The sequence below is a fragment of the Micromonospora sp. HM134 genome (assembly GCF_007833915.1).
GTDB lineage: Bacteria > Actinomycetota > Actinomycetes > Mycobacteriales > Micromonosporaceae > Micromonospora > Micromonospora wenchangensis.
The window spans coordinates 3347952-3367534 of record NZ_CP041061.1 but is presented as its reverse complement, the minus strand read 5'-3'; the positions used below and the strand labels follow the sequence as shown (position 1 = coordinate 3367534).

Genomic DNA, 19583 nt, shown 5'->3' with positions numbered 1-19583 from the left:
TTCTTGACAGCTGACGGCGGGGTCACCCTTGACCGCGCCAGGGAACGAGCCGGTCCTCGGCGGCGCGCAGCAGCGCGTCGATGAGCAGGCCGGACAGACCGATGGCGAACAGGCCGAGCACCACCACGTCGGTCTGCGAGTAACGCTGGGCGTCGCGGACCATGCCCCCGATGCCCGGTACGCCGTTGATGGTCTCGGCCGCGACGACCGACGAGTACGCGATGCCGACGGCGAGCCGGACCCCGGTGAAGATCTCCGGCAACGCGTGCGGCAGTACCACGTCCCGGGTGACCTGCCACCGGCTGCCGCCCAGGGCGCGGGCCGCCTCGACCAGGGTGACCGGTGCGGCGTGGACCGCCGACGCGGTGGCGACCGCGACCGGGGGCAGCGCGGCGATCGCCAGCAGCCACAGCTTCGGCGTCTCGTCGATGCCGAACCAGATGATGAGCAGGCTGAAGTACGCCAGGGGTGGCAGCGCCCGGACGAAGGTGACCGCGGGTTCGGTGGCCACCCGGACCCAGGTGACGGTGCCCATCAGCAGGCCGAGCAGGAGACCGGCCAGCACGCCCACGACCGCACCGACGAGGATCCGGCGCAGGCTCACCCCGAGGTGTTCGATCAGCAGATGGCCGCTGTAGCCCCGGACACCGTCGTGGGTGCCGGAGGTCTGCACGAGGCGGCCCCAGACGGCGCCCGGTGACGGGATGAACGTCGGGTTCTCCACCAGCACGGCGAGGGCCTGCCAGAGCGCGAGCAGGGCCAGCAACGCGACGGCGCGCAGGAGGACGCGCCGCAGCAGGGGGCCCCGCCGGGGTGGGTGGGCGGCACGCCCCGACGGTGGGCTGCCGGCGGTGACGCTCGTGCTCTGGGGGGCCTGGACGGTGGTCACGATCTCTCCCGGTGTCTATGACCTACTTTTCCTACAGCTTTAGTAGGTCATAGACAAGGGCCGGTCCACGGCATGGAACGAATGATCGCGCGACACCGACGGCCGACGCCGTCCGCGAGGGGGCAGGGGCGGCGCTCCGCGAGGGGGCAGGGGCGCGGCGCTCCGCGACGCCCGGCCGGGGCGTTCCCACTGCGCCATATTCATCATATGGGTCGGTCAAGCCGTCCGGATCGTCCCGGATGACGATTTTTACCACCCCGTACCGCGCCTACTCTCGACCGGTCCGGGCCACGGGGCCCGGCGGAGAACGGGGGGCCCGTGTCCGAGACGACCCGGCAGATCGCCGTCGAACAGCAGGTGGTCGACCAGGTGTACGCCCGCCTGGAGGTCATGCGCGCGCAGGCCCGGCAGCTCGGCGAGGAGGGACGCCGGCGGGCCGACGGCGGGCCGGTCACCGGGCTGGTCGAGCGGGACGCCATGGTGCTGGGCGCCGCCGCCCGGATGTCCGACCTCGACGCCCAGGAGGAGGGCATCGTCTTCGGCCGGCTCGACTACGACGACGAGACGTACCGCATCGGTCGGTTGGGTGTCCGCGACGCCGACCGGGAGCCACTGGTGGTGGACTGGCGGGCCCCCGCCGCCGCACCGTTCTACCGGGCCACCCCCGGCGAACCGCTCGGGGTGACCCGTCGCCGCGTCATCACCTGCACCGGACGTACCGTGGTCGGCCTCGACGACGAGGTGCTGTCGGCCACGCCCGTCGACGGGGTGGTCGGCGAGGGCGCCCTGCTCGCGTCGCTGACCCGGGAACGCGGCGCACACATGCGCGACATCGTCTCGACCATCCAACGCGAGCAGGACGAGGCGATCCGCGCACCGACCCACGGGGTCACCCTGATCACCGGCGGGCCGGGGACCGGCAAGACGCAGGTGGCCCTGCACCGGGCGGCCTACCTGCTCTACCGCGACCGGGGCCGGTACGCCGACGGTCGGGTGCTGGTGGTCGGCCCGTCCACCGTGTTCACCGAGTACATCGGCCGGGTGCTGCCCGGCCTCGGCGAGGACAGCGTCCACCTGCGCGCCGTCGGTGAGCTGTTCGACGGTGTCGTGGCGACCCGGCGGGACCGCGCCGAGGTGGCCCGTACCAAGGGTGACCTGCGGATGGTGCGGGTGCTGACCGACCTGGCCTGGGACACCCCACCGAACGTGCCGAACCGGCTGTGGGGTCTCGACGCCGACGACCTGGCGCGGGCCCGCCGGGAGGTCCGCCGCCGGTGTGAGGCCGCCGGGACCACCCCCAACGCCGGCCGGCCGCAGGCCGCGACGGTGCTCGCGGAACTGCTGCCCGGCCGGGAGGTCCCCGACGCCTTCCTGACCGCCTGGTGGCCGACGCTGACCCCGCAGGACGTCCTCCCCGCCCAGCAGGGCCAGTGGTCGGTGGACGACGTCCCGCTGCTCGACGAGCTGGCGGAGATCCTGGGCCGACCGCCACAGGTCGCCGAGGTCCGGCCCGAGTGGCAGCGCCGGGAACTGGGCAGCGGCATCCGGCTGGCGGAGACCTTCGTGCTGAGCCCGAGCCTCGCCGACGGGTGGCAGCTCTTCGCGCCCGGCCTGTCCACCCCCATGGCGCAGTCCGGGCAGTCGCTGGACAGCGGCCACCGGGGTGCCCAGCGCTGGGCAGCCGCGATCATCCTCCGGGAGGGTCACCAGGTGGTGGGCTGGGTCGACGGCGTCGACCCGTACGGCGAGGAGGGTTACGTTCCGGTGCTGGCCGACCCGCTGCCGGTGGCCGAGGCCGAGGAGCCCGTCGAGGACGCCTACCGGCACGTCATCCTCGACGAGGCGCAGGACCTGTCGCCGATGGAGTGCCGGATGATCGCCCGCCGGGCCGAGTACGCCTCGATGACCATCGTGGGCGACCTCGGCCAGGCGACCCATCCGCTGGCCGCCGGCTCGTGGCCGGAGCTGGTGCGACGGCTCGGCAAGCGGACCACCCGGACGCTGGACCTGCCCACCGGTTACCGGGTGCCCGAGGTCATCGCCGACTTCGCGGCCCGTGCCCTGCCGCCCGGCATCGCGCCGACCCGGTCGTTCCGGCCCGGCGGCAGGTTGGAGATCCGCCGGGTCGACGACCTGGCCGGGGCGGTGGCCGGGGAGACCGGGACCGTCATCGCCCCCGACCATCTGGCCGAAGCCCTGCGCGCGGTCCCGGTCAGCCAGGTCAAGGGCCTGGAGTACGACCGGGTGGTGCTGGTCGAACCCGCCGACATCGTCGCCGCCGAACCCCGGGGCATGAACCGGCTCTACGTCGCCCTGACCCGGGCCGTCGGGGAACTGGTGATCCTGCACAGCAAGCCGCTGCCGGAGCAGCTGACCCGCCGCTGAGCCGCCCGGCGGCACCCACCCCGCCCCGGAACGACCTGACCGGGTCGGCCCCGCTCGTCGGGGCCGACCCGCGACGGGTGTTCAGCCGGCGCGGCGCGGCGGCACGCCGAGCGCGGCGCACGCCTGCTCGTACATCCGCACCACCTCGCGGCGGATCTCGGCCCGCTCGGTGAGCCGGTGGGCGAACGGCAGCCGTACCGGCACCTCGATGTCGTCGAGGGTGACGGCGAAGTCCATCCCGTCGGCGTCCAGCCCGGTCACCCGCGCCCGGGTGGCGTCCGGGCAGCCGCCGAGGGTCCGGCAGATCAGCAGCGAGTCCCCGGCGTGGTCGTCGTTCATGTGCCGGCTGACCGCCGACACGGTGTCGGCGTCGAACGGCTGCCCGGTCACGCCACCGCCTCCGGCAGCACGGGGCCGGCCGGCACGTGCCGGGCCAGGGCCGCGAAGACGGCGGTGTTGTGCCGGTACGCCACCAGCACCTCGTCGAGCAGCGCCGCCTCGTCGGCCGGGCTCAGCGCCAGCGCGTCCAACCGCGCCCGGTACGCCTCCTTGTACGCCTTCGGCCGGTCGATCCGGGCGAAGGTGTAGAAGGCCGCCCCCGACTGCCCGGTCAGCCCGTAGCGTCGGGCCACCGCCCGTCCGATGTGCAGGCCACCGGAGAGGTCGCCCAGGTAGCGGGTGTAGTGGTGGGCGACGAAGCGGACCGGGGAGGTGCCGGCCACGGCCCGGATGCGCTCGGCGTAGGCCACCGTCGCCGGGTTCGGCGCGGTGCGCAGCGCCCAGTCCGGCCCGGCCAGCGCGGTGAGGTCCGCCTCCAGCGCGGGCAGCCGGGTCAACGCGTCGTCGACGAACCCCCCGGCGACCGGGTCCGCCCGCATCACCTCGGCGGCCGACTCCAACGCCTGGTAGAGGGCGTGGTGCTGGACCACCAGGTCGAGGTATCCGGCGAGGTCCAGTTCACCGGCGACCAGGGCGGTGACGTACTGCTGGCCCTCGGCGGCGGTGTGGGCGCCCTGGGTGGCGGCCCGCAACCGGGCCGAGAACGGCAGGGGTGGGGTGTCCATCTATTCCTCCGTGACGCGGGTGGTGCGGGCCGGGCCCCGACGGCGGGGCACGACCAGCGGCAGGCGGGTGTCCGGGTGCGGCACGACCTCGATGTCGTGCCGGTAGACCTCGCTGAGCAGGGGCGCGGTCAGCACCGTGTCGGGGTGCCCGGCGGCCCGGACCCGCCCGTCGGCGAGCAGGGTGACCCGGTCGGCGTACGCGCCGGCCAGGGCGAGGTCGTGCAGCACCACCACGACGGCGTCCCCGGCGGCGGCGCGGTCCCGGGCGATCCGCATGACCAGTTCCTGGTGGTGCAGGTCGAGGGCGGCGGTCGGTTCGTCGAGCAGCAGCACCCCGGCCCGCTGGGCCAGCACCCGGGCCAGCGCGGCGCGGGCCTGTTCGCCGCCGGACAGCGACGGGAAGGGACGGGCGGCGAACCGGATAACGTCGCAGCGGCGCATGGTCTCGGCGACCACCGCGTCGTCGTGGGCCTCCTCGGGTCGGCCGGCCCAGGGCGCCCGGCCCATCCGGACCACCTCGACCACGGCGAACGGGAAGCTCAGGACGCTGCGCTGGGTCAGCACCGCGCGGCGCATCGCCAGCTCCACCGCCGACCACTCGGCCAGCGGCCGGCCGTCGACCTCGACGGTGCCGGCGGCGAGCGGCAGGTCACCGCTGACGGCGGCCAGCAGGGTGGACTTGCCGGCCCCGTTCGGTCCGACCAGGGCGTGCAGTTCACCGGCGCGGATGGCGAGGTCGACCCGGTCGAGCACCGGTCGACCGGCCCGCTCGACCCGTATCCCGGTGGCCCGGACCCGGGTGGAGCCCGGCGTCGTGTCGGCCGGCACCCGGGGCGTCGACCGGCGGCCGAGCAGCCGCAGCGGCCCCCGACGCCGGCGTTCCCGTACGCTCACCGCGCCCTCCCACCGCGCGTGCCCGCCGGCTGCCCGCTCATGCCCAGCCTCCCGCGCGGTCGCGGGTGCGGCGCAGCAGCCAGAAGAAGGCGGGTCCACCGACGAGGGCGGAGAGCACCCCCAACGGTAGTTCCTGATAGTCCACGAGGGTACGGGCGGCGAGATCGGCGGCGACGACCACGATCGCGCCGCCGAGCGCGCTGGCCGGCAGCAGCAGCCGGTGCCCGGGGCCGGCGACCATCCGCACCAGGTGGGGCACGACCAGGCCGACGAAGCTGATGATGCCGGTGAAGGCGACCGCCGCCGCGCCGAGCAGCGCGGTGACCACGATCATCCGGACCCGCAGCCGTTCCACGTCGACCCCGAGGTGCCGGGCGGACTTCTCGCCCAGGGCCAGCAGGTCCAGCCGGCGGGCGTCGGCGAGGGTGGCGAGCAGCCCCACCGCGAGGCAGGGCGAGGCCAGCGCGACCGCCGACCAGTTGGCCTGGGCCAGGCTGCCCAGGTTCCAGAAGGCGATGGCCTGCACGCCCGACTCGTCGGCGACGAACATCAGCAGCCCGATGGCGGCCCCGGCGACGGCGTTGACCGCGACGCCGCTGAGGACCAGGGTGACCACCTCGGTCCGGCCGCCGGAGCGGGCCAGCAGGTAGACCAGCCAGGTGGTGGCGAGGCCACCGGCGAACGCGGCGGCGGGCACCGTCCAGCCGCCGAGGACGGTGACGCCGGTGACGATGGCCAGCGCCGCGCCGACCGCCGCGCCGGCCGAGACGCCGATGACGCCCGGTTCGGCCAGCGGGTTGCCGAACACCCCCTGCATGACCGCACCGGCGCAGCCGAGCGCCGCGCCGACGACGGCGGCGAGTGCGACCCGGGGGAAGCGGACCAGCCACAGTGCGCTCTCGCCGTGCACGGCGGCGGGCCGGGGGCCCAGGTCCAGGCCGAGGCGGTGCAGCACCGAGCCGAGCACCTCCGCCGGGGCGACGGCCACCTGCCCCCGGCCGGCGGCGACGAGGGCGATCAAGAGCAGGCCGGCGGTGAGTCCGGTGAGCAGGAGCGGTCCGCGCCGGACCCGACGGCGGCGGTCCGGGCCGGTTCCGGTGTCGCCGGTGGCCGGTCGGGTGCCGGTGACGGTCATCGCGGGCCCCGGCAGTGCAGCGCGTCGGCCAGCGCCCGGACCACCTGCCCGGAGCGGGTGCCGAAGGTGAGCAGGACACCGTCGTCCATGTCGACGACGCGGCGGGCGGCGCCGGCCGGGGTCTGTCCCACCCCGGGGAGCCTGAGCAGGCCGTCGACGCCGCCGACGGACTCCAGTCCCCCGCTCATCACCAGGATCACGTCGGGGGCGGCGTTGATCAGGCCCTCGCTGGTCAGGGGGCGGAACTTCGCCAGGCCGATCGCGCTGCCGGCGTCCACTCCCCCGGCGGCCTCGATCATCGCGTCGCTGCCGGCGCCCCGCCCGCCGATCAGGTAGACCCCGGCGGTGCCGCGCAGGTAGAGGAAGGCGACCCGGGGGGCGGCGTCGGCGGGCGCACCGGCGCGGGCGGCGGCGATGTCGGCCTCGATCCGGTCGACGAGCCGGTCGCCGGCCGCGCCGACGCCGAGCGCCGCCGCGATGGCCCGCACGTGGCCGGGGACGGCGTCGAGGGTCTGTTCGGCGGCGACGAGGACCACCGGGATGCCGGCGGCGCGTAGTTGCCGCAGCGTCTCGGGTGGACCGATGCTGTCGTCGGCGAGGATCACGGTGGGGGCCAGGGCGAGCACCGCCTCGGCGGACAGGTCGTGCCCGGCCGGGGTGACCACCGGCAGGTGCGCGGCGGCCGGGAAGGTGGTGGAGGTGTCCCGGCCGACGACGTTGCCGCCGAGCCCGAGGCTGAACACGATCTCGGCGATCGACCCGTAGAGGTTGACCGGCAGGATGCGGGTGGCGTCGCTGACGGTGGTGATGACCCCGTCGGTGGAGGTGACGGTGACGGGCAGGCCGGGGGCCGGGGGCGGGGTCAGCGGGGTGACGTCGGTGTCGGCCACGGCGGCGGTGACCGGGCCGCAGGAGGCCGGTGTGCCGGGCCGGGCCTCGACGGCCGGGTCGGTGCAGCCGACCAGCGCCCCGGCGAGCAGCACCAGGACGAGCGGCAGCGCGCGCCGGGTCACGACGCGGCCCGGCGTCGACGACGTCGGCGCAGGCCGGCGAGCAGGGCCATCCCGAGCAGGGGTACGACCAGCGCGACGAGCCACCAGCGGCCGGTGTCGGAGGCGGCGCTGACCCGGGTCACCTGCGCCTGGTCGCCGGCATCGGCCGGGGCCGCCGGGCCGCCGGTGCCGGCGGGGGCGACGGCGGTGGCGGCCGACGCCGGTGCGCCGCCGGCGGGGGTGCCGGCCGCGCCGGTCGGGGCCGCCGCCGGCGGGGTGGTCCGGGCGGCGCCGCCGGCACCGGCGGTCGCCGGGGCGGCGGCCGGGGTGCGGGTCGGCGCGGGCGTCGCGGCGGCGGCGAAGGTGACCGGCACCCGGACGTCCTGGGAGCGGTCGGCGGTGCGGGTGTGGTCGGCGCGGGAGGTGACCACGCACCGGCGGACGGTGCAGTCGACCGTGCCGATGCGGGGGTTCACGGTGAGGGTCACCCGGAACGAGCCGCCCGGGCCGTACGGGACGGCCAGTCCCTCCCCGTAGGAGGGTGGGTCGGACGAGATCCAGTGCGACGCGCCGGTGCTGCCGGTGGTGTCGACGCCGCCGCCGCACGGGCTGGGGGCGACGCCGACGCCGTTGTCCACGCAGAAGGCGACGTAGATGCCCTTGGTGACGTCGTACCCGCTGCCGGTGACGGTGACCGTCGCCCCGGTGCGGGCCACGCCGCTGGTGGGGATGGCGGTGAGGGTCTGCCCGGCGGGGCCCCGCCCGGTGCCGGCGTGGGCCGGCGTCGACCCCACACCGATACTGACAGTGATCGCGGCGGCGGTCAGGATGGCGCGAGGCAGTGCCCGCATCAGGCTCCTCCCATGACGGATCGGGCCGGCTACCACACCGACCGTAGCTAAGGTTTGCCTAACCTAAGCGACTGATCCGCTGTTCACAAGAGGTTCTTCGGTCCAAGATCTTCGGCCCCTTTACCGGATGCCGCAGTAGTTAGGTTTGCCTAACCTCAACCACTGTCCGTATTGGGCACCACAGAGGGAGCAGCATGGTCAGATCCAGAACCAATGCCGGTCGGTGGCGGTCGTTGCGCTGGGCGGCGGTCGCCCTGCTCGGCGCGTCGACCGTCCTCGTCGGGGTCAGCCCCGCCCAGGCCGCCGGGACGGAGATCAGCTCCGGCAGCCTGACCTGGGGTTTCAAGGCGTCGTTCCGCGCCTACGTGAACACCGGCAACGGCAACCCGCCGATCGCCGCCAGCGACGGCGCCCGCATCAACAGCGACGGCACCTTCACCTTCCCGGCGAAGGGCGGCACATACGACGCCGGCACCGACGCCATCGACGCCGAGTACGGCGGGAAGATCGTCTTCTCGTACCCGGCGCACTTCTTCACCATCGCGCTGGCCAACCCGACGATCGTCGTGACCGGTGGCACAGCCGCCGTCAAGGCGGACGTGGACCTCACCACCACGGCGGCCGAGCCGGTCTCGGTCCGCCAGGCCACCATCGCCACCATCACCGTCAGCGACGGCAACCCCGGTGGCAGCGGCGGCACGGTGACCGCTACCGACCTGGCGGCGACGCTGACCGCCGAGGGCGCCTCGGCGTTCAACGGCTTCTACACCGCCGGCACCGCGCTCGACCCGCTGTCGTTCACCTTCTCCACCGGTGGCGGCGGCGAACCGGCCGGACCGGCCGTCGGCGTCACCCCCGCCACCGGGCTCGACCCGGCCGGGGCGACCGTCACGGTCACCGGCAGCGGCTTCGACCCGGAGGCCAACGGGGCGGCGGGGATCTACGTCTCCTTCGGCCCGAAGGTCGACGAGCACTGGACGAACGCCGGTGTCCTCCAGGTCACCAAGTGGGTGAACAAGACGAACGAGCCGACCGAGGCCCGGGACCGGCTCAACGCCGACGGCACGTTCCGCACCACCCTGCCGATCAGCGCGGTCTACACCGACCGCACCGGCGCGCAGGTCGACTGCACGGCCGTGCAGTGCTACGTGATCACCTTCGCCGCCCGGGGCGCGGCCGACCGGAGCCAGGACACCTTCACCCCGGTGACCTTCACCCGCGCTCCGACCGGCGGCGGCGACGCCGACCAGCAGATCACCGCCACCGTCACCGGTGGCGCGCTGACCCTCGGCGTGGCCGGCGCCACGGTCGCCCTGCCGCCGGTCAGCAACGGGCAGGTCACCACCGGGGCGCTGAACACCGCCACGGTGGCCGACCTGCGCGGCACCAACGCCGGCTGGAGCCTCGTCGGGCAGGTCTCCGACTTCGCCTCGGCCACCGGCGGCGCGATCGCCGCGGACAACCTCGGGTGGACGCCGAACGCCGCCGTCGGCACCGACGGCCTCGCCGGCACCCCCGGCGTGGTCACCCCGGGCGCGCCCGCCGCGCCCGGCGCCGGTCTCGGCACCGCTCGGGCGCTGTGCACCTCGGCGACCGGCGCGAGCAACGGCACCTTCACCTGTGGAGCCGAACTCCAGCTCGGGGTTCCGGCGTCCGCCCCGGCGGGCGACTACAGCGCGGTGCTCACCCTCACCCTCTCCTGATTCGGCACCACCCCGGTGGGACGGGCTCGCCACCCGCCCCACCGGGCCCGATCACGTTCCCGGAGCCCGGCATGTCCCTGCGTACCACCCTGTCCCGGGCGAGCGCCGTCGCCGCCGCCGCGCTGCTCGTGGCCACGGCCACGCCCGCACCGGCCCCCGCCGCGCCCGCCCCGTCGCCCGCCCCGAAGGCCGCCGCCGGGGAGACCGGCGCGGCGCGCTGGGCCGTCCAGCCGTCCAGCGCCAAGGGCCCGACCGGGCGCAACTACTTCATCTACGACCTGGCCCCCGGCAGCACCCTGACCGACCACGTCGGCGTCACCAACCTCGGCGACCGCCCGCTCACCTTCGACGTGTACGGCACCGACGCGTACACCTCCACCGACGGCGCGTTCGCCCTGCTGCCGGCGGACCGGCCGGCCACCGACGTGGGCTCGTGGATCAGCGTCGCGCGTCGGGAGTGGACGATTCCGGCGGGCAAGCGGGTCGACATCCCGTTCCGGCTCACCGTGCCGGCCAACGCCACCCCCGGCGACCACACCGGCGGCGTGATCGGTGCTGTCGCCCGGGTCCGGACCACCGCCGACGGGCAGCGCGTCCTGGTCGACCAGCGGCTCGCCGCCCGGGTCTACCTGCGGGTCACCGGCCCGGTCCGGCCGGCCGTCACCGTGGAGGCGGTCGACGTCGCGTACGACAACCCGGTCAACCCGTTCGGCGGCGGCGACCTGGTGGTCCGCTACCGGCTGCGCAACGACGGCAACGTCCGGGTCGGCGGCAGCGGCACGGTGACCGTGCGCGCGCCGTTCGGCCGGGAACAGGCCCGCACCGCCCCCACCGACCTGCCGGAACTGCTGCCCGGGGCCACCTTCACCGTCACCGAACGGATCACCGGCGTACCCCCGCTGCTGCGGCTGACCGCCGAGGTCGACATCGCGGCGACCACCACGGACACCGCGCTGCCGCCGGTGGTCCGTACCGCCGGGGTGTGGGCCCCGCCGTGGCTGCTGCTGGCCCTGCTCGCCGCCGCGGCCGGCTGGGCCGGGCTGCGATGGTGGCGGCGGCGGGGCACTCCCGCCGGCCGGGTGACCGCTCCCGGCCCCGACGACACCGCCACCGCCGGCCGGCGGCCCGGCCCGGTGTCCGACGCCGCCCCGGCCGGCCCGCACCCCGACGCCCGACGCCCGGACGCCCCGTGACCGGACAGTTCCGGACCATCGCCGTGCTGGCCGTGGCCGCCGCCCTGGTGCCGGTTCCCCCGGCAGCCGGCCCGGACAGCGCGACGGCGGGCGCGGCCGCCACCGCCCCGGGCCGGGGGCCCGGCGTCACCCTGCCCGCCGGGGCGTTGCGGGTCGGGCAGCGGGTGCTGGTCGGCCTGGACGGCTGGCCCGCCGGCACCGTGCAGGCCGAGGTGTGCGGCAACGCCGCCCGGCGCGGCGCGCTCGACTGCGCCACCGCCGCCGCCACCCACGGCCAGGTGCCGCCGTCCGGCCGGACCGCCCTGCCGGTGCTGCTGGCCGCCCCGCCGGTGGCCTGCCCCTGCGTGCTGCGGGTCCGGACGCCGACCGGCACGGTCGCCGCCACCGCCGACCTGACGCTCGCCGGGGTGACCGCGCCGGCCGTCGCGCCGGCCGTCCCGGCCGGGTTGACCCTGGTGGCGGTGCACGCCGACGACCGCTCCGGGCCGCGCGGCTGGTTCGGCCTGCCGGGTGAACTCGCGGTACGGATCACCCTGCACAACCCGGGCGCGGAGGAGGTCACCGACCCGCCGTTCGAGCTGACCGTCGGGCCGCCCGGACGGGCCCGGACCATCGTGGCCGCCCCGACGCTGGGCGGCATCGCCGCCGGGCAGACCCGGGAGTACCACGTCCGGGTGCCCACCGGCGCGGCCCCCTACGGCCGGTACGAGGTGGACGGTCGGATCGCGGTGCCCGGCCGGCCGCTCGCGTTCACCGTGTCGGCCGCCCGGCGACCCTGGGGGCTGCCGGTGGCGGCGGCCGTCCTCACGGTGGGGCTGCTGCTCGGCCGCCGTGGTGGCCGACCGGCCCGCCGCCCACGGCGGAGGTAGCCCCGTGCCCGCCCGGGTCGGGCCGGCTGGCGCGGACCGGCGCGGGGGCGTCGACGGGGTCAGCCGGTGGTCCGCAGCCGGTGCAGGAGGCCGGCCGGGCCGGGCCCGCTCACCGCGAAGGAGGCGGTGAAGGTCGACGGGCCGGGTGGGGCGGTGACGGTCGCCCAGGTGACGCTGGCGAAGTCGCCGACCACCGTCGACTGCCAGGTCGTGCCGCCCGGCGGGCGGTAGGCGAGGTTGACGCTGCCGCCGAGCCCGGACGCGACCAACGCCAGTGTCCGGGGCGCGAACGACTGGTTGTCCACGGTCAGCTGGACGGTGTAGGTGACCCCCCAGTTCCGCAGGTTGGGCTTGCCGCCGCCGAAGGGCGAGTTCACGCAGGGCGTCACGAGCGGGCCCTCCGGCGTGGTGAGCGACACCAGGTCGCCGCCGAGCGCTGTCGTGTTCTGCAGGTGGTTGAGGTTCGTCGCCCAGCCCGTGTTCGCGTAGCTGTTGGTGGGGCAGGCCGTGTTGACGCCGGCCGTGGCGCTGAGCAACTGGTCCTCGACCTTGCCGGTGCTCAGGGTCGAGGTGATGGTGAGGGTGGCGGCGCTGATCGGGCTCAGGCCCTTGTCGAAGCGGTGCTGCGCCTGCCCGTCCCGCAGGTCGGTGACGTAGCCGGGGTAGGTGTAGTTGCCGGTGGGCGCGGTGCCGGACCAGGCCAGCACCTCGGCGGTGAGCAACCCGGTGGTGCTGAAGTCGGCCGCCCCGACGAGGTACTGGTTGATTGCGGCGGGCAGGCCGGTCCCGAGCTGGTCGCTGCGGTACAACCAGGCCCGACCGTTGCCGGGCACGGTGATCGTGGTGCTCTCGCTGCTGTTGAGGAAGTCGGCCAACGCCGGGCCGCCGATGCCCGCCGCACCGGCCCGCCAGACGCTGCGGGTCCGGGTGACCACGGTCGCGGTGCTGCGACCGTTGGTCAGCCGGATGCCGTAGTGCAGCGGCACCGCCGGGCTGGTCCGGTTCACGTGCGAGAAGTAGGCGCGGTACACACCGCCGGCGGTCAGGCTGTGGGCGGAGATCGCCCGGCCCGCCTCGGCGAGGTCGGTGTTGCGGAGCGAATCCGGGTTGTTCACATAGAGCAGGCTCCGACCGTCGGTGACGGTGCCGGCGCTCATCGTGCCCGTCGGCACCGCGGCCACCGCCGGTGTCGCCACCACCGCACCGGCCCCCACCACCATCGCGCACCATGCGACCAACGCCGCCGCCCGCCGGGCGGCCGTCCTGCCAGACATCATCGTGCTCCCGCCACCGTCGGCTCCGACCGTCCGCGCTGCTCCGTCCATTGTCGACGGCGGGCATCCCGCCGGCCAGCCACGGGTCAGCTTGCCGACAGGGCGACGGCGTGGGGCCGAGCTAACGCGGGCCGGACCGGTGACCCACCCGGGGCAGGACCTCGTCGGCCAACCACGCCAACGCCTCGCCCATCCGGCGTCCGTCGACGGGCATCCACAACGAGCACATCGCCACCCCCGCGTCGGCGAGCTGACACAGGTCGTCGACGATCGCCGTGGTGGTGGCGCGGGGGCCACCGAGCAGCCGGCCCGGCGCGGACCGGGCCGCCGGGATTCCCGGTGGCACCAGGAAACCGACCGTGCTGATCTCGATGGTCGCCGGGTCCCGTCCCGTGCCGTCGGCCAACTCCCCGATCCGCTGCCGGACGACGCGCGCGTCCTCGTGGTCGATGCCGGAGCCGTGCCAGCCGACGCCGAACCGCAGCGCGCGTCGGATCGCCGCGTCGCTGTGTCCACCCACCCAGACCGGTGGCCCGCCGGGCCGGTACGGGGAGACGCCGAGGACGGTGCCACGCAGGCCGGCGAACCTGTCGTCCAGTTGCGCGGTGGTGCCGGACCAGAGGGCCTTCATGATCTCCAGGCTCTCGTCGGTCCGCCGGCCCCGCAGCCGGATCGGCACCCCCAGCGCGTCGAACTCCTGCGGATTCCAGCCGGTGCCGACGGCGACCGTCAGGCGGCCCGCCGACACGACGTCCAGCGTGGCGAGCTGGTTGGCCAGCACCACGGGCTGGTGGTACGGCAGGACCAGCACGCTCGTGGCGAGACCGATGCGGGTCGTCGCGCCGGCGACCGCCGCCAGCAGCACCACCGGATCGAGGCCGACCCCGTTCGGGTTGCGGAGCACGTGGTTGGCCATCAGGACGTACTCCAGACCGATCCGCTCGGCCTCACCCGCCGTCCGGAGCATGGCCGCACCGGTGTCCCGCGGCCACGCCTGCGGCTCCAGGGACAGCCCGAGTCTCATCCCCGCCCCCTCAGTCCGCCGGCGGCGGCGACGGCGGGAACCCGGTCACGACGGGTGCCCCGTCGCGGGCCAGCACCGTCTCGGTCGCCCGGACCTGCCGGGCGAGCCGCCCGCGCAGATCCTGCAACGCGGCGATGCGCCGGTCGAGGGCGTCGAGCCGGTCGGCGGCGATCCGCACCGCGTCGGGGCAGACAGGCAAAGTGCTCAACGGCTCGTCGAGGCAGCCGTGGGCGATCGAGAGCCGGATGTCCTCGACGGTGAGGCCCGATTCCAGCAGCTCGTGGATGTTCCGGACGCGCACCGCCGCCAGGTCGTCGTACTCCCGGTAGCCGTTGGCGGCACGACGTGGGGCGATCAGGCCCTGCTGTTCGTAGTACCGCACCGACCGGGCGCTGACGCCGCAACGGCCGGCCAGTTCACCGATGCGCATTCGACCACCCCTCCCGCGCAGGGCGATGGTAGGACCTTGACACTGGTGTCAAGGTCAAGCCCACCGCCGAACGCGCCGGGGCGCTGCGGGAATGACGGCGGGGTGGCCCCCTGACCGGGCCACCCCGCGTTCGCGCCCCTCACCGGCGGGCGGGTACGACAGTCCGCCGGCCGGCCCTGACGGGGGCGCGGGTCAGAAGCGCGCCCAGTCGTCGGCGGCGGGACGCCACACGTCGATGTTGCGCGGGTCGACCGCCATCCGGCGGGCGCGGTGGGTCTCGTGCTCCTCCGGGGTGAACACCCGGTGCCGGTCGCACAGCTCGTAGCGCGGCCCGTGCCGGGTGTCGTGCATGTAGAAGGCGATCGACGTGGACGCCGAGTGGTTGACCAGGTCGGAGGCGATCGGGACCTGCTTGTACTGGGCCCGTGCCCGGCCGCGCATCACGTGGTCGAAGCTCTTCATCATGAAGCACAGGTGCGCGACGTAGAACTCGTTGTTGCGCTGGATCGCCAGGCTGTGGTGGTAGCGGTCCTCGCTGCGCAGGAAGACCGTCACGTCGCCGACGTGGTCGGACTCCAGGAAGCCGAGCACCTTGGTGTAGAAGGCCAGCGTCTCGTCGTACTTGTCGGTGGCGAGGAACGGGTGCACCAGGTCCAGCGGGCGCAGCTCGATCAGCGGCGGCTCGGCGTACTCCTGGAACTCGGTGAACAGCTCGACGATCAGGCCGTTGGGGTCGCGGACGGCGAAGCCCCGCTGGACCAGGCCCTTGACCCGGTCGGCCAGCTCGAACACCTCGTGCCCGGCGGCGGTGACCCGCTCCCGCAGGTCGTCGAGGACGGCGTCGTTCTCGACGCTGAACCCGACCGCGGTGGTCCAGGACTCGGTGCGCTGCGGCGCGGCGACCAGCTCGATGCTGTGGTGTTCGAGGTCGGCGCGCAGGAACGCGTACTCGTCGTCGTGCTGCTCCAGTTGCAGCCCGACGTGGTACTGGAGGAACTCGATGGAGGCGGCCAGGTCGGGCACCTCGATCCGGGCGTACTCCATGCCGTACGGCCCACGGCGGCGGGCGGTGGCCTCGGTGGTCATCTGTGACCCCTCTCGATGGGCTGGGCGTCCCCGGCGGTGGGGATACTGACGATGGCCTGACGCTCGATGACCGGCCGCCAGCGTTCCCGGACGAACCGCTCGTGCGAGTCGCTGTGCAGGTAGTCGAGCAGGTCCTGCTCGGTGGGGAACTCCACGACGAAGCCGTGGGTCATGCTGGTGTCGCGGGTGCTGACGTTGACCCCGCTGCGCCAGTTGCGCATCGCGGGGTACCGGCTCGGGAAGGTCTCCAGCTCGGCCAGGACGGACTCCGCCGCGCCGGGCGGCAGGTCGTCGCGGAACCGGAAGACCAGCATGTGGGTGATCATGGCGGCCGGCTCAGAGGATGAAGCTGAGTCGGGCGCCGGGGTCCATCGACTCCATCACCGGGACGGCCCGGCGCAGCCGGAACCGCAGCCCGTCCGGGTCGACCTTGAGCACGTGCTCGTAGCGGCCGACGTAGGTGTAGGCGCCGTTGTCGCGGTAGCGGTGGATGATGAAGTTGGCGCTGATCCAGACGGTCTCCGCGCCGGCCTCCAGCAGCAGCACGTTGGAGACCATCCGGTGGGTACGCGAGTGCGGGTTCTCGGCGTGCGCCTTGCGGCTCTTGAGCCGCTTGACCCGGGCCTGGATCAGCTCGTAGTCGTCGGCCACGAAGTACCCGGCGGTGGTGGCGTCCCAGCCGGCCCAGTCGGTGGTCGGGACCTCCAGCCGGCCACCCGGCTCGATGAGGGTGAGCCACTCGTCGAGCCGCCACTCGTCGAGCAGTTGCGCCTCCCGGTAGAGGAACTCCTCCACCTCGGCCCGGGTCACCTCGCGCGATGCCACACTGACCACTCCCCCACGGCTCCCGGCCGTCGTCGACGACACGCTCACTTGCCCGCACCCCCCGTGGCGGGTCCGGCGGCGGGCGTACCGGCCGGCGGGTCGCCGGCCACGCTGGTGCCCGCCCCGACCACCTCGGCCCAGCGCCGCCAGAAGCTGCGCATCGCGCCCTCGTCGATCGAGCGGCCCTGGTTGCCCTGCTTCTCGTTGGCCATGCCCCGCGACATGTCGCTCCAGTCGTGGGCGGGGTCGACCGAGTCGGCGGTCGCGGTGATGCCACGCTGCACCGCCTCGTACGCCTCGATGTCGTCGGGGGTGGCCAGGCCGCCCGGCCCGACGAAGCTGACCATCGTCTTGATCCGCAGCGCGCGGACCGACTCCGGCTCGCCGACCTCGACGAACTGCCACGCCCGCACGTCGGTGCGGTCGGCGGCGACCGGTTCGAGCTGCCGGATGGTCAGCGCCTCCAGGTCGAACAGCAGCAGGTTGGGGAAGACGAACAGGATGCGGCTGGCGTCGGCCACCTCGGCGGCGAGTTCGGGGCCGAGACGGGCCTCCAGCTCGCGGCGCTTGGCGACGGTGCGGGTCTTCTCCTCGTCGCCGAAGCGGGGCTCCCAGACCATCCCGATCCGGCCGTTGTGCCCGGTGAGCACGAGCAGCCCGTGGCCGCCGCCGAGGTCGTAGGCGTACTGGTCGTCGTCGGTGACGGCGAAGCCGGTCTCCCGCAGGTAGCCGACGAAGGTGTTGTGGGTGGGGGCGAAGTGGTAGCCGTCCATCGCGTTCTCGACGGCGAGCTTCCAGTTGCCCTTCACGCTGTAGAGCTGCACGCCCGGCAGGGTGGTCATGCCGTGTTCGCCGATCTTCGCGGTCAGCGACATGTAGTGCGCGGCCGGCCCGAGGTGGGTCAGCAGGTCGGGCACGTCCTGGTCGAAGGCGACGAAGACGAAACCCTCGTGGATCTGGAGCCGGGGCACCTGGCGCAGGGCCATCGACGCCCGGAAGGCGGGGTCGTCGGGGTACGCGTCGTCGCCGGGCAGCGCGGCCAGTTCGCCGGAGTTGCTGAACGCCCAGGCGTGGTAGAAGCACTGGAAGAACTTCGTGTTGCCCTCGCTGTGCCGGCACAGCACGGTGCCCCGGTGGGTGCAGGCGTTGAAGAAGGCCCGCACCTGGCCCCCGGCGTCCCGGCAGAAGATCAGCGGTCGACCGCCGAGGGTGCGGGTCTTGAAGTCACCGGCCTTCGGGATCTCGGTCTCGTGGCCGAGATAGAGCCAGGTGTGATTCCAGATCCGGTCGATCTCGGTCCGGAACACCTCGGGATCGCGGTACGCCGAGCGGTGCACCCGGAACCGCAGCGCCTCCCAGTCCTCGTCGATCATCGCGCCGTCACCGGTGGCACCGAGCGGACGTACCGGCGTCTGCTGCGCCATCACCTCACCGCCTTCTACGTCATGCGAGACAGCATCTCGCCACACGATGCTGCTACTCGGCCATGGCAACTGTCAAGAGCAGGGCAGACTCCGGCACCGGGTTACTCGCTGTTAATACGACCGCAACACGCAACGGTTGCTTCGCCGGTCACGATCCCCTGCATCCGACGTGGCCCGGCCGATCCGCCCGACCCCGATCGCCGGCCCTCGGACGCGGCCCGCGCATCCCGTCGCCGGCCGCCGGCCACCCGCACCGGGCCGCGCCGTCCCGTCGCACCGCCAGCCGGTGTCACCCCTTCCGGAGGATGTCATGCTCCAGCCGCACGATGGCCCGATCGGTGGAACCCACTACCTGCCGAGCACCCCCGACACCTGCCTGTGGGGCCGGCTGCCCAACCGGCGGCACGAACCCGTGCTCCGGGTCGGCTCCGGCGAGACCGTGACCATCGACACACTCAGCCACGAGGGCATCCTGGAGGACCAGGGCCGCGACCCCGTCGGCTTCCTCAAGCAGTTCGACGTGCCCAGCGACCAGGTCCTCACCGACGCCCGCGACCTGGCCGCCTCCGACGTCGCCCACGACTACGACGCCGACGGCCCGCACGTGGTCACCGGCCCGATCACGGTGGCCGGGGCCGAACCCGGCGACCTGCTCCGGGTCGAGGTGCTCGACCTGCTCGTCCGCGCCCCGTACGGCTTCATCAGCAGCCGGCACGGCTACGGCGCGCTGCCCGGCGAGTACCCGCTCACCCCGGCCGACCCCGGCCCGGACGCCGAGGGCCCCCGGGAGTACGGCACCGTCTCCCACTTCACCCGGGTGCTGCACAGCGGCGGCCGGCTGTTCGGCACCCTGCCGTACGGCGACGGGCGGGCCGCCACCTTCCCGCTGGCCCCGTTCCTCGGCCTGATGGGCGTCGCCGTGGACACCGACGAGCCGGTGCACTCGGTGCCGCCCGGCGCGTTCGGCGGCAACCTCGACATCAACGAACTCCAGGTCGGCTCCGCCCTCTACCTGCCGGTGCAACTGCCCGGGGCGGGCTTCTACGCCGGCGACCCGCACTACGCCCAGGGCGACGGCGAGGTGGCGCTGACCGCCCTGGAGGCGCCGCTGCGGGCCACCCTGCGGCTGTCGGTGATCCCCCGGGCACAGGCCGGCGGCCTGCTCGGGGCCGTCGACGGGCCGTTCGGCGAAACCGCCACCCACTGGCTCCCGGTCGGCCTGCACGGCGACCTCGACGAGGCGATGCGCCGGGCCGTCCGGGCCGCCGTCGACTTCCTCGTCCGCACCCAGGGCATGCCGCCGCAGACCGCGCTGGCCTACCTGAGCGCCGCCGCCGACTTCGAGGTGAGCCAGGTCGTCGACGGGGTGAAGGGCATCCACTGCCTGATCCGCAAGGCCGACTTCCCGGCCCACTTCTGACCGGCGCACCACGACCTCGTCGCCGAGCCGATAACGACGACCGCTGACCGGCCCGTGGCGCTGTGCCGCGGGCCGGGGCCGGCGTAATCCGGGCGGCGCACCGCGCACGGGGTAGCCGCCACGCC

19 protein-coding genes are annotated in these 19583 nt (G+C 74.4%); 5 read left to right on the top strand and 14 right to left on the bottom strand.

What is annotated here, in order from left to right:
• Positions 1-22: 22 nt before the first annotated feature.
• Positions 23-889, bottom strand: coding sequence for an ABC transporter permease (locus FJK98_RS14495; RefSeq protein ID WP_205789452.1), 867 nt, complete (start codon positions 887-889; stop codon positions 23-25).
• 318 nt (positions 890-1207) lie between these two features.
• Between FJK98_RS14495 and FJK98_RS14490 the strand changes: the two genes are divergently transcribed.
• Positions 1208-3274 (top strand): UvrD-helicase domain-containing protein, encoded by a 2067-nt coding sequence (locus FJK98_RS14490; RefSeq protein ID WP_145919484.1) that lies wholly within the window; start codon positions 1208-1210, stop codon positions 3272-3274.
• 81 nt (positions 3275-3355) lie between these two features.
• On the opposite strand, the gene FJK98_RS14485 is transcribed toward FJK98_RS14490, so the two are convergent.
• From FJK98_RS14485 to FJK98_RS14460, 6 genes are read right to left on the bottom strand one after another with little or no spacing between them, the layout of a single operon-like run.
• On the bottom strand, positions 3356-3664 hold the full coding sequence (locus tag FJK98_RS14485; protein WP_240762849.1) for a DUF2470 domain-containing protein: 309 nt from the start codon (positions 3662-3664) through the stop codon (positions 3356-3358).
• Positions 3661-4338, bottom strand: a complete 678-nt coding sequence (locus tag FJK98_RS34045; RefSeq protein WP_145919483.1) for a heme oxygenase (biliverdin-producing) — start codon at positions 4336-4338, stop codon at positions 3661-3663. The genes FJK98_RS14485 and FJK98_RS34045 overlap by 4 nt, the downstream gene beginning before the upstream one ends.
• Complete coding sequence (locus FJK98_RS34040; protein WP_240762847.1) at positions 4339-5232, bottom strand: heme ABC transporter ATP-binding protein; 894 nt, start codon at positions 5230-5232, stop codon at positions 4339-4341.
• 37 nt (positions 5233-5269) lie between these two features.
• Complete coding sequence (locus FJK98_RS14470; protein WP_145919482.1) at positions 5270-6367, bottom strand: iron ABC transporter permease; 1098 nt, start codon at positions 6365-6367, stop codon at positions 5270-5272.
• The gene (locus tag FJK98_RS14465) at positions 6364-7380 is read right to left on the bottom strand and encodes a hemin ABC transporter substrate-binding protein (RefSeq protein ID WP_240762845.1); all 1017 of its coding nucleotides are present in this window, start codon (positions 7378-7380) and stop codon (positions 6364-6366) included. Before FJK98_RS14465 ends, FJK98_RS14470 begins: the two co-directional genes overlap by 4 nt.
• Entirely contained in the window at positions 7377-8210 is an 834-nt protein-coding gene (locus FJK98_RS14460) for a hypothetical protein (protein WP_145919481.1), read from the bottom strand. Before FJK98_RS14460 ends, FJK98_RS14465 begins: the two co-directional genes overlap by 4 nt.
• A 194-nt stretch (positions 8211-8404) precedes the next feature.
• Between FJK98_RS14460 and FJK98_RS14455 the strand changes: the two genes are divergently transcribed.
• The 3 genes from FJK98_RS14455 to FJK98_RS14445 all read left to right on the top strand — a co-directional run bounded on the left by FJK98_RS14455 (position 8405) and on the right by FJK98_RS14445 (position 11975).
• A complete protein-coding gene (locus FJK98_RS14455) occupies positions 8405-9913 on the top strand; it encodes an HtaA domain-containing protein (RefSeq protein WP_145919480.1) in 1509 nt (502 codons plus the stop codon).
• A gap of 71 nt (positions 9914-9984) precedes the next feature.
• A complete protein-coding gene (locus FJK98_RS14450) occupies positions 9985-11106 on the top strand; it encodes a WxL protein peptidoglycan domain-containing protein (protein ID WP_145919479.1) in 1122 nt (373 codons plus the stop codon).
• Positions 11103-11975, top strand: coding sequence for a hypothetical protein (locus FJK98_RS14445; protein ID WP_240762843.1), 873 nt, complete (start codon positions 11103-11105; stop codon positions 11973-11975). The genes FJK98_RS14450 and FJK98_RS14445 overlap by 4 nt, the downstream gene beginning before the upstream one ends.
• A 59-nt stretch (positions 11976-12034) precedes the next feature.
• On the opposite strand, the gene FJK98_RS14440 is transcribed toward FJK98_RS14445, so the two are convergent.
• The 7 genes from FJK98_RS14440 to FJK98_RS14410 form a co-directional block, all read right to left on the bottom strand.
• Entirely contained in the window at positions 12035-13249 is a 1215-nt protein-coding gene (locus FJK98_RS14440) for a hypothetical protein (protein WP_145919478.1), read from the bottom strand.
• Positions 13250-13370: 121 nt separating this feature from the next.
• Positions 13371-14273, bottom strand: coding sequence for a TIGR03619 family F420-dependent LLM class oxidoreductase (locus FJK98_RS14435; protein ID WP_145919477.1), 903 nt, complete (start codon positions 14271-14273; stop codon positions 13371-13373).
• Between the two features lie 10 nt (positions 14274-14283).
• Positions 14284-14703, bottom strand: a complete 420-nt coding sequence (locus FJK98_RS14430) for a MerR family transcriptional regulator (RefSeq protein WP_145919476.1) — start codon at positions 14701-14703, stop codon at positions 14284-14286.
• Between the two features lie 192 nt (positions 14704-14895).
• Positions 14896-15789, bottom strand: a complete 894-nt coding sequence (locus FJK98_RS14425; RefSeq protein WP_088647651.1) for a VOC family protein — start codon at positions 15787-15789, stop codon at positions 14896-14898.
• A complete protein-coding gene (locus FJK98_RS14420) occupies positions 15786-16103 on the bottom strand; it encodes a Dabb family protein (protein WP_168222470.1) in 318 nt (105 codons plus the stop codon). Before FJK98_RS14420 ends, FJK98_RS14425 begins: the two co-directional genes overlap by 4 nt.
• A gap of 22 nt (positions 16104-16125) precedes the next feature.
• The gene (locus FJK98_RS33215; RefSeq protein WP_158224284.1) at positions 16126-16614 is read right to left on the bottom strand and encodes an aromatic-ring-hydroxylating dioxygenase subunit beta; all 489 of its coding nucleotides are present in this window, start codon (positions 16612-16614) and stop codon (positions 16126-16128) included.
• A gap of 44 nt (positions 16615-16658) precedes the next feature.
• Positions 16659-18038 carry an SRPBCC family protein gene (locus FJK98_RS14410; protein ID WP_145919473.1) on the bottom strand — a complete coding sequence of 460 codons (1380 nt, stop codon included), beginning with the start codon at positions 18036-18038 and terminating at the stop codon, positions 16659-16661.
• Positions 18039-18348: 310 nt separating this feature from the next.
• Between FJK98_RS14410 and FJK98_RS14405 the strand changes: the two genes are divergently transcribed.
• Positions 18349-19458, top strand: a complete 1110-nt coding sequence (locus tag FJK98_RS14405) for an acetamidase/formamidase family protein (RefSeq protein WP_145919472.1) — start codon at positions 18349-18351, stop codon at positions 19456-19458.
• Positions 19459-19583: the final 125 nt, after the last annotated feature.

Bases quoted from the DNA above. Each gene is read 5' to 3' on its own strand.
- FJK98_RS34045 (WP_145919483.1), bottom strand. From the start codon at position 4,338: ATGGACACCCCACCCCTGCCGTTCTCGGCCCGGTTGCGGGCCGCCACC.
- FJK98_RS14470 (WP_145919482.1), bottom strand. From the start codon at position 6,367: ATGACCGTCACCGGCACCCGACCGGCCACCGGCGACACCGGAACCGGC.
- FJK98_RS14460 (WP_145919481.1), bottom strand. From the start codon at position 8,210: ATGCGGGCACTGCCTCGCGCCATCCTGACCGCCGCCGCGATCACTGTC.
- FJK98_RS14455 (WP_145919480.1), top strand. From the start codon at position 8,405: ATGGTCAGATCCAGAACCAATGCCGGTCGGTGGCGGTCGTTGCGCTGG.
- FJK98_RS14450 (WP_145919479.1), top strand. From the start codon at position 9,985: ATGTCCCTGCGTACCACCCTGTCCCGGGCGAGCGCCGTCGCCGCCGCC.
- FJK98_RS14440 (WP_145919478.1), bottom strand. From the start codon at position 13,249: ATGTCTGGCAGGACGGCCGCCCGGCGGGCGGCGGCGTTGGTCGCATGG.
- FJK98_RS14435 (WP_145919477.1), bottom strand. From the start codon at position 14,273: ATGAGACTCGGGCTGTCCCTGGAGCCGCAGGCGTGGCCGCGGGACACC.
- FJK98_RS14430 (WP_145919476.1), bottom strand. From the start codon at position 14,703: ATGCGCATCGGTGAACTGGCCGGCCGTTGCGGCGTCAGCGCCCGGTCG.
- FJK98_RS14425 (WP_088647651.1), bottom strand. From the start codon at position 15,789: ATGACCACCGAGGCCACCGCCCGCCGCCGTGGGCCGTACGGCATGGAG.
- FJK98_RS14420 (WP_168222470.1), bottom strand. From the start codon at position 16,103: ATGCTGGTCTTCCGGTTCCGCGACGACCTGCCGCCCGGCGCGGCGGAG.
- FJK98_RS14410 (WP_145919473.1), bottom strand. From the start codon at position 18,038: ATGGCGCAGCAGACGCCGGTACGTCCGCTCGGTGCCACCGGTGACGGC.
- FJK98_RS14405 (WP_145919472.1), top strand. From the start codon at position 18,349: ATGCTCCAGCCGCACGATGGCCCGATCGGTGGAACCCACTACCTGCCG.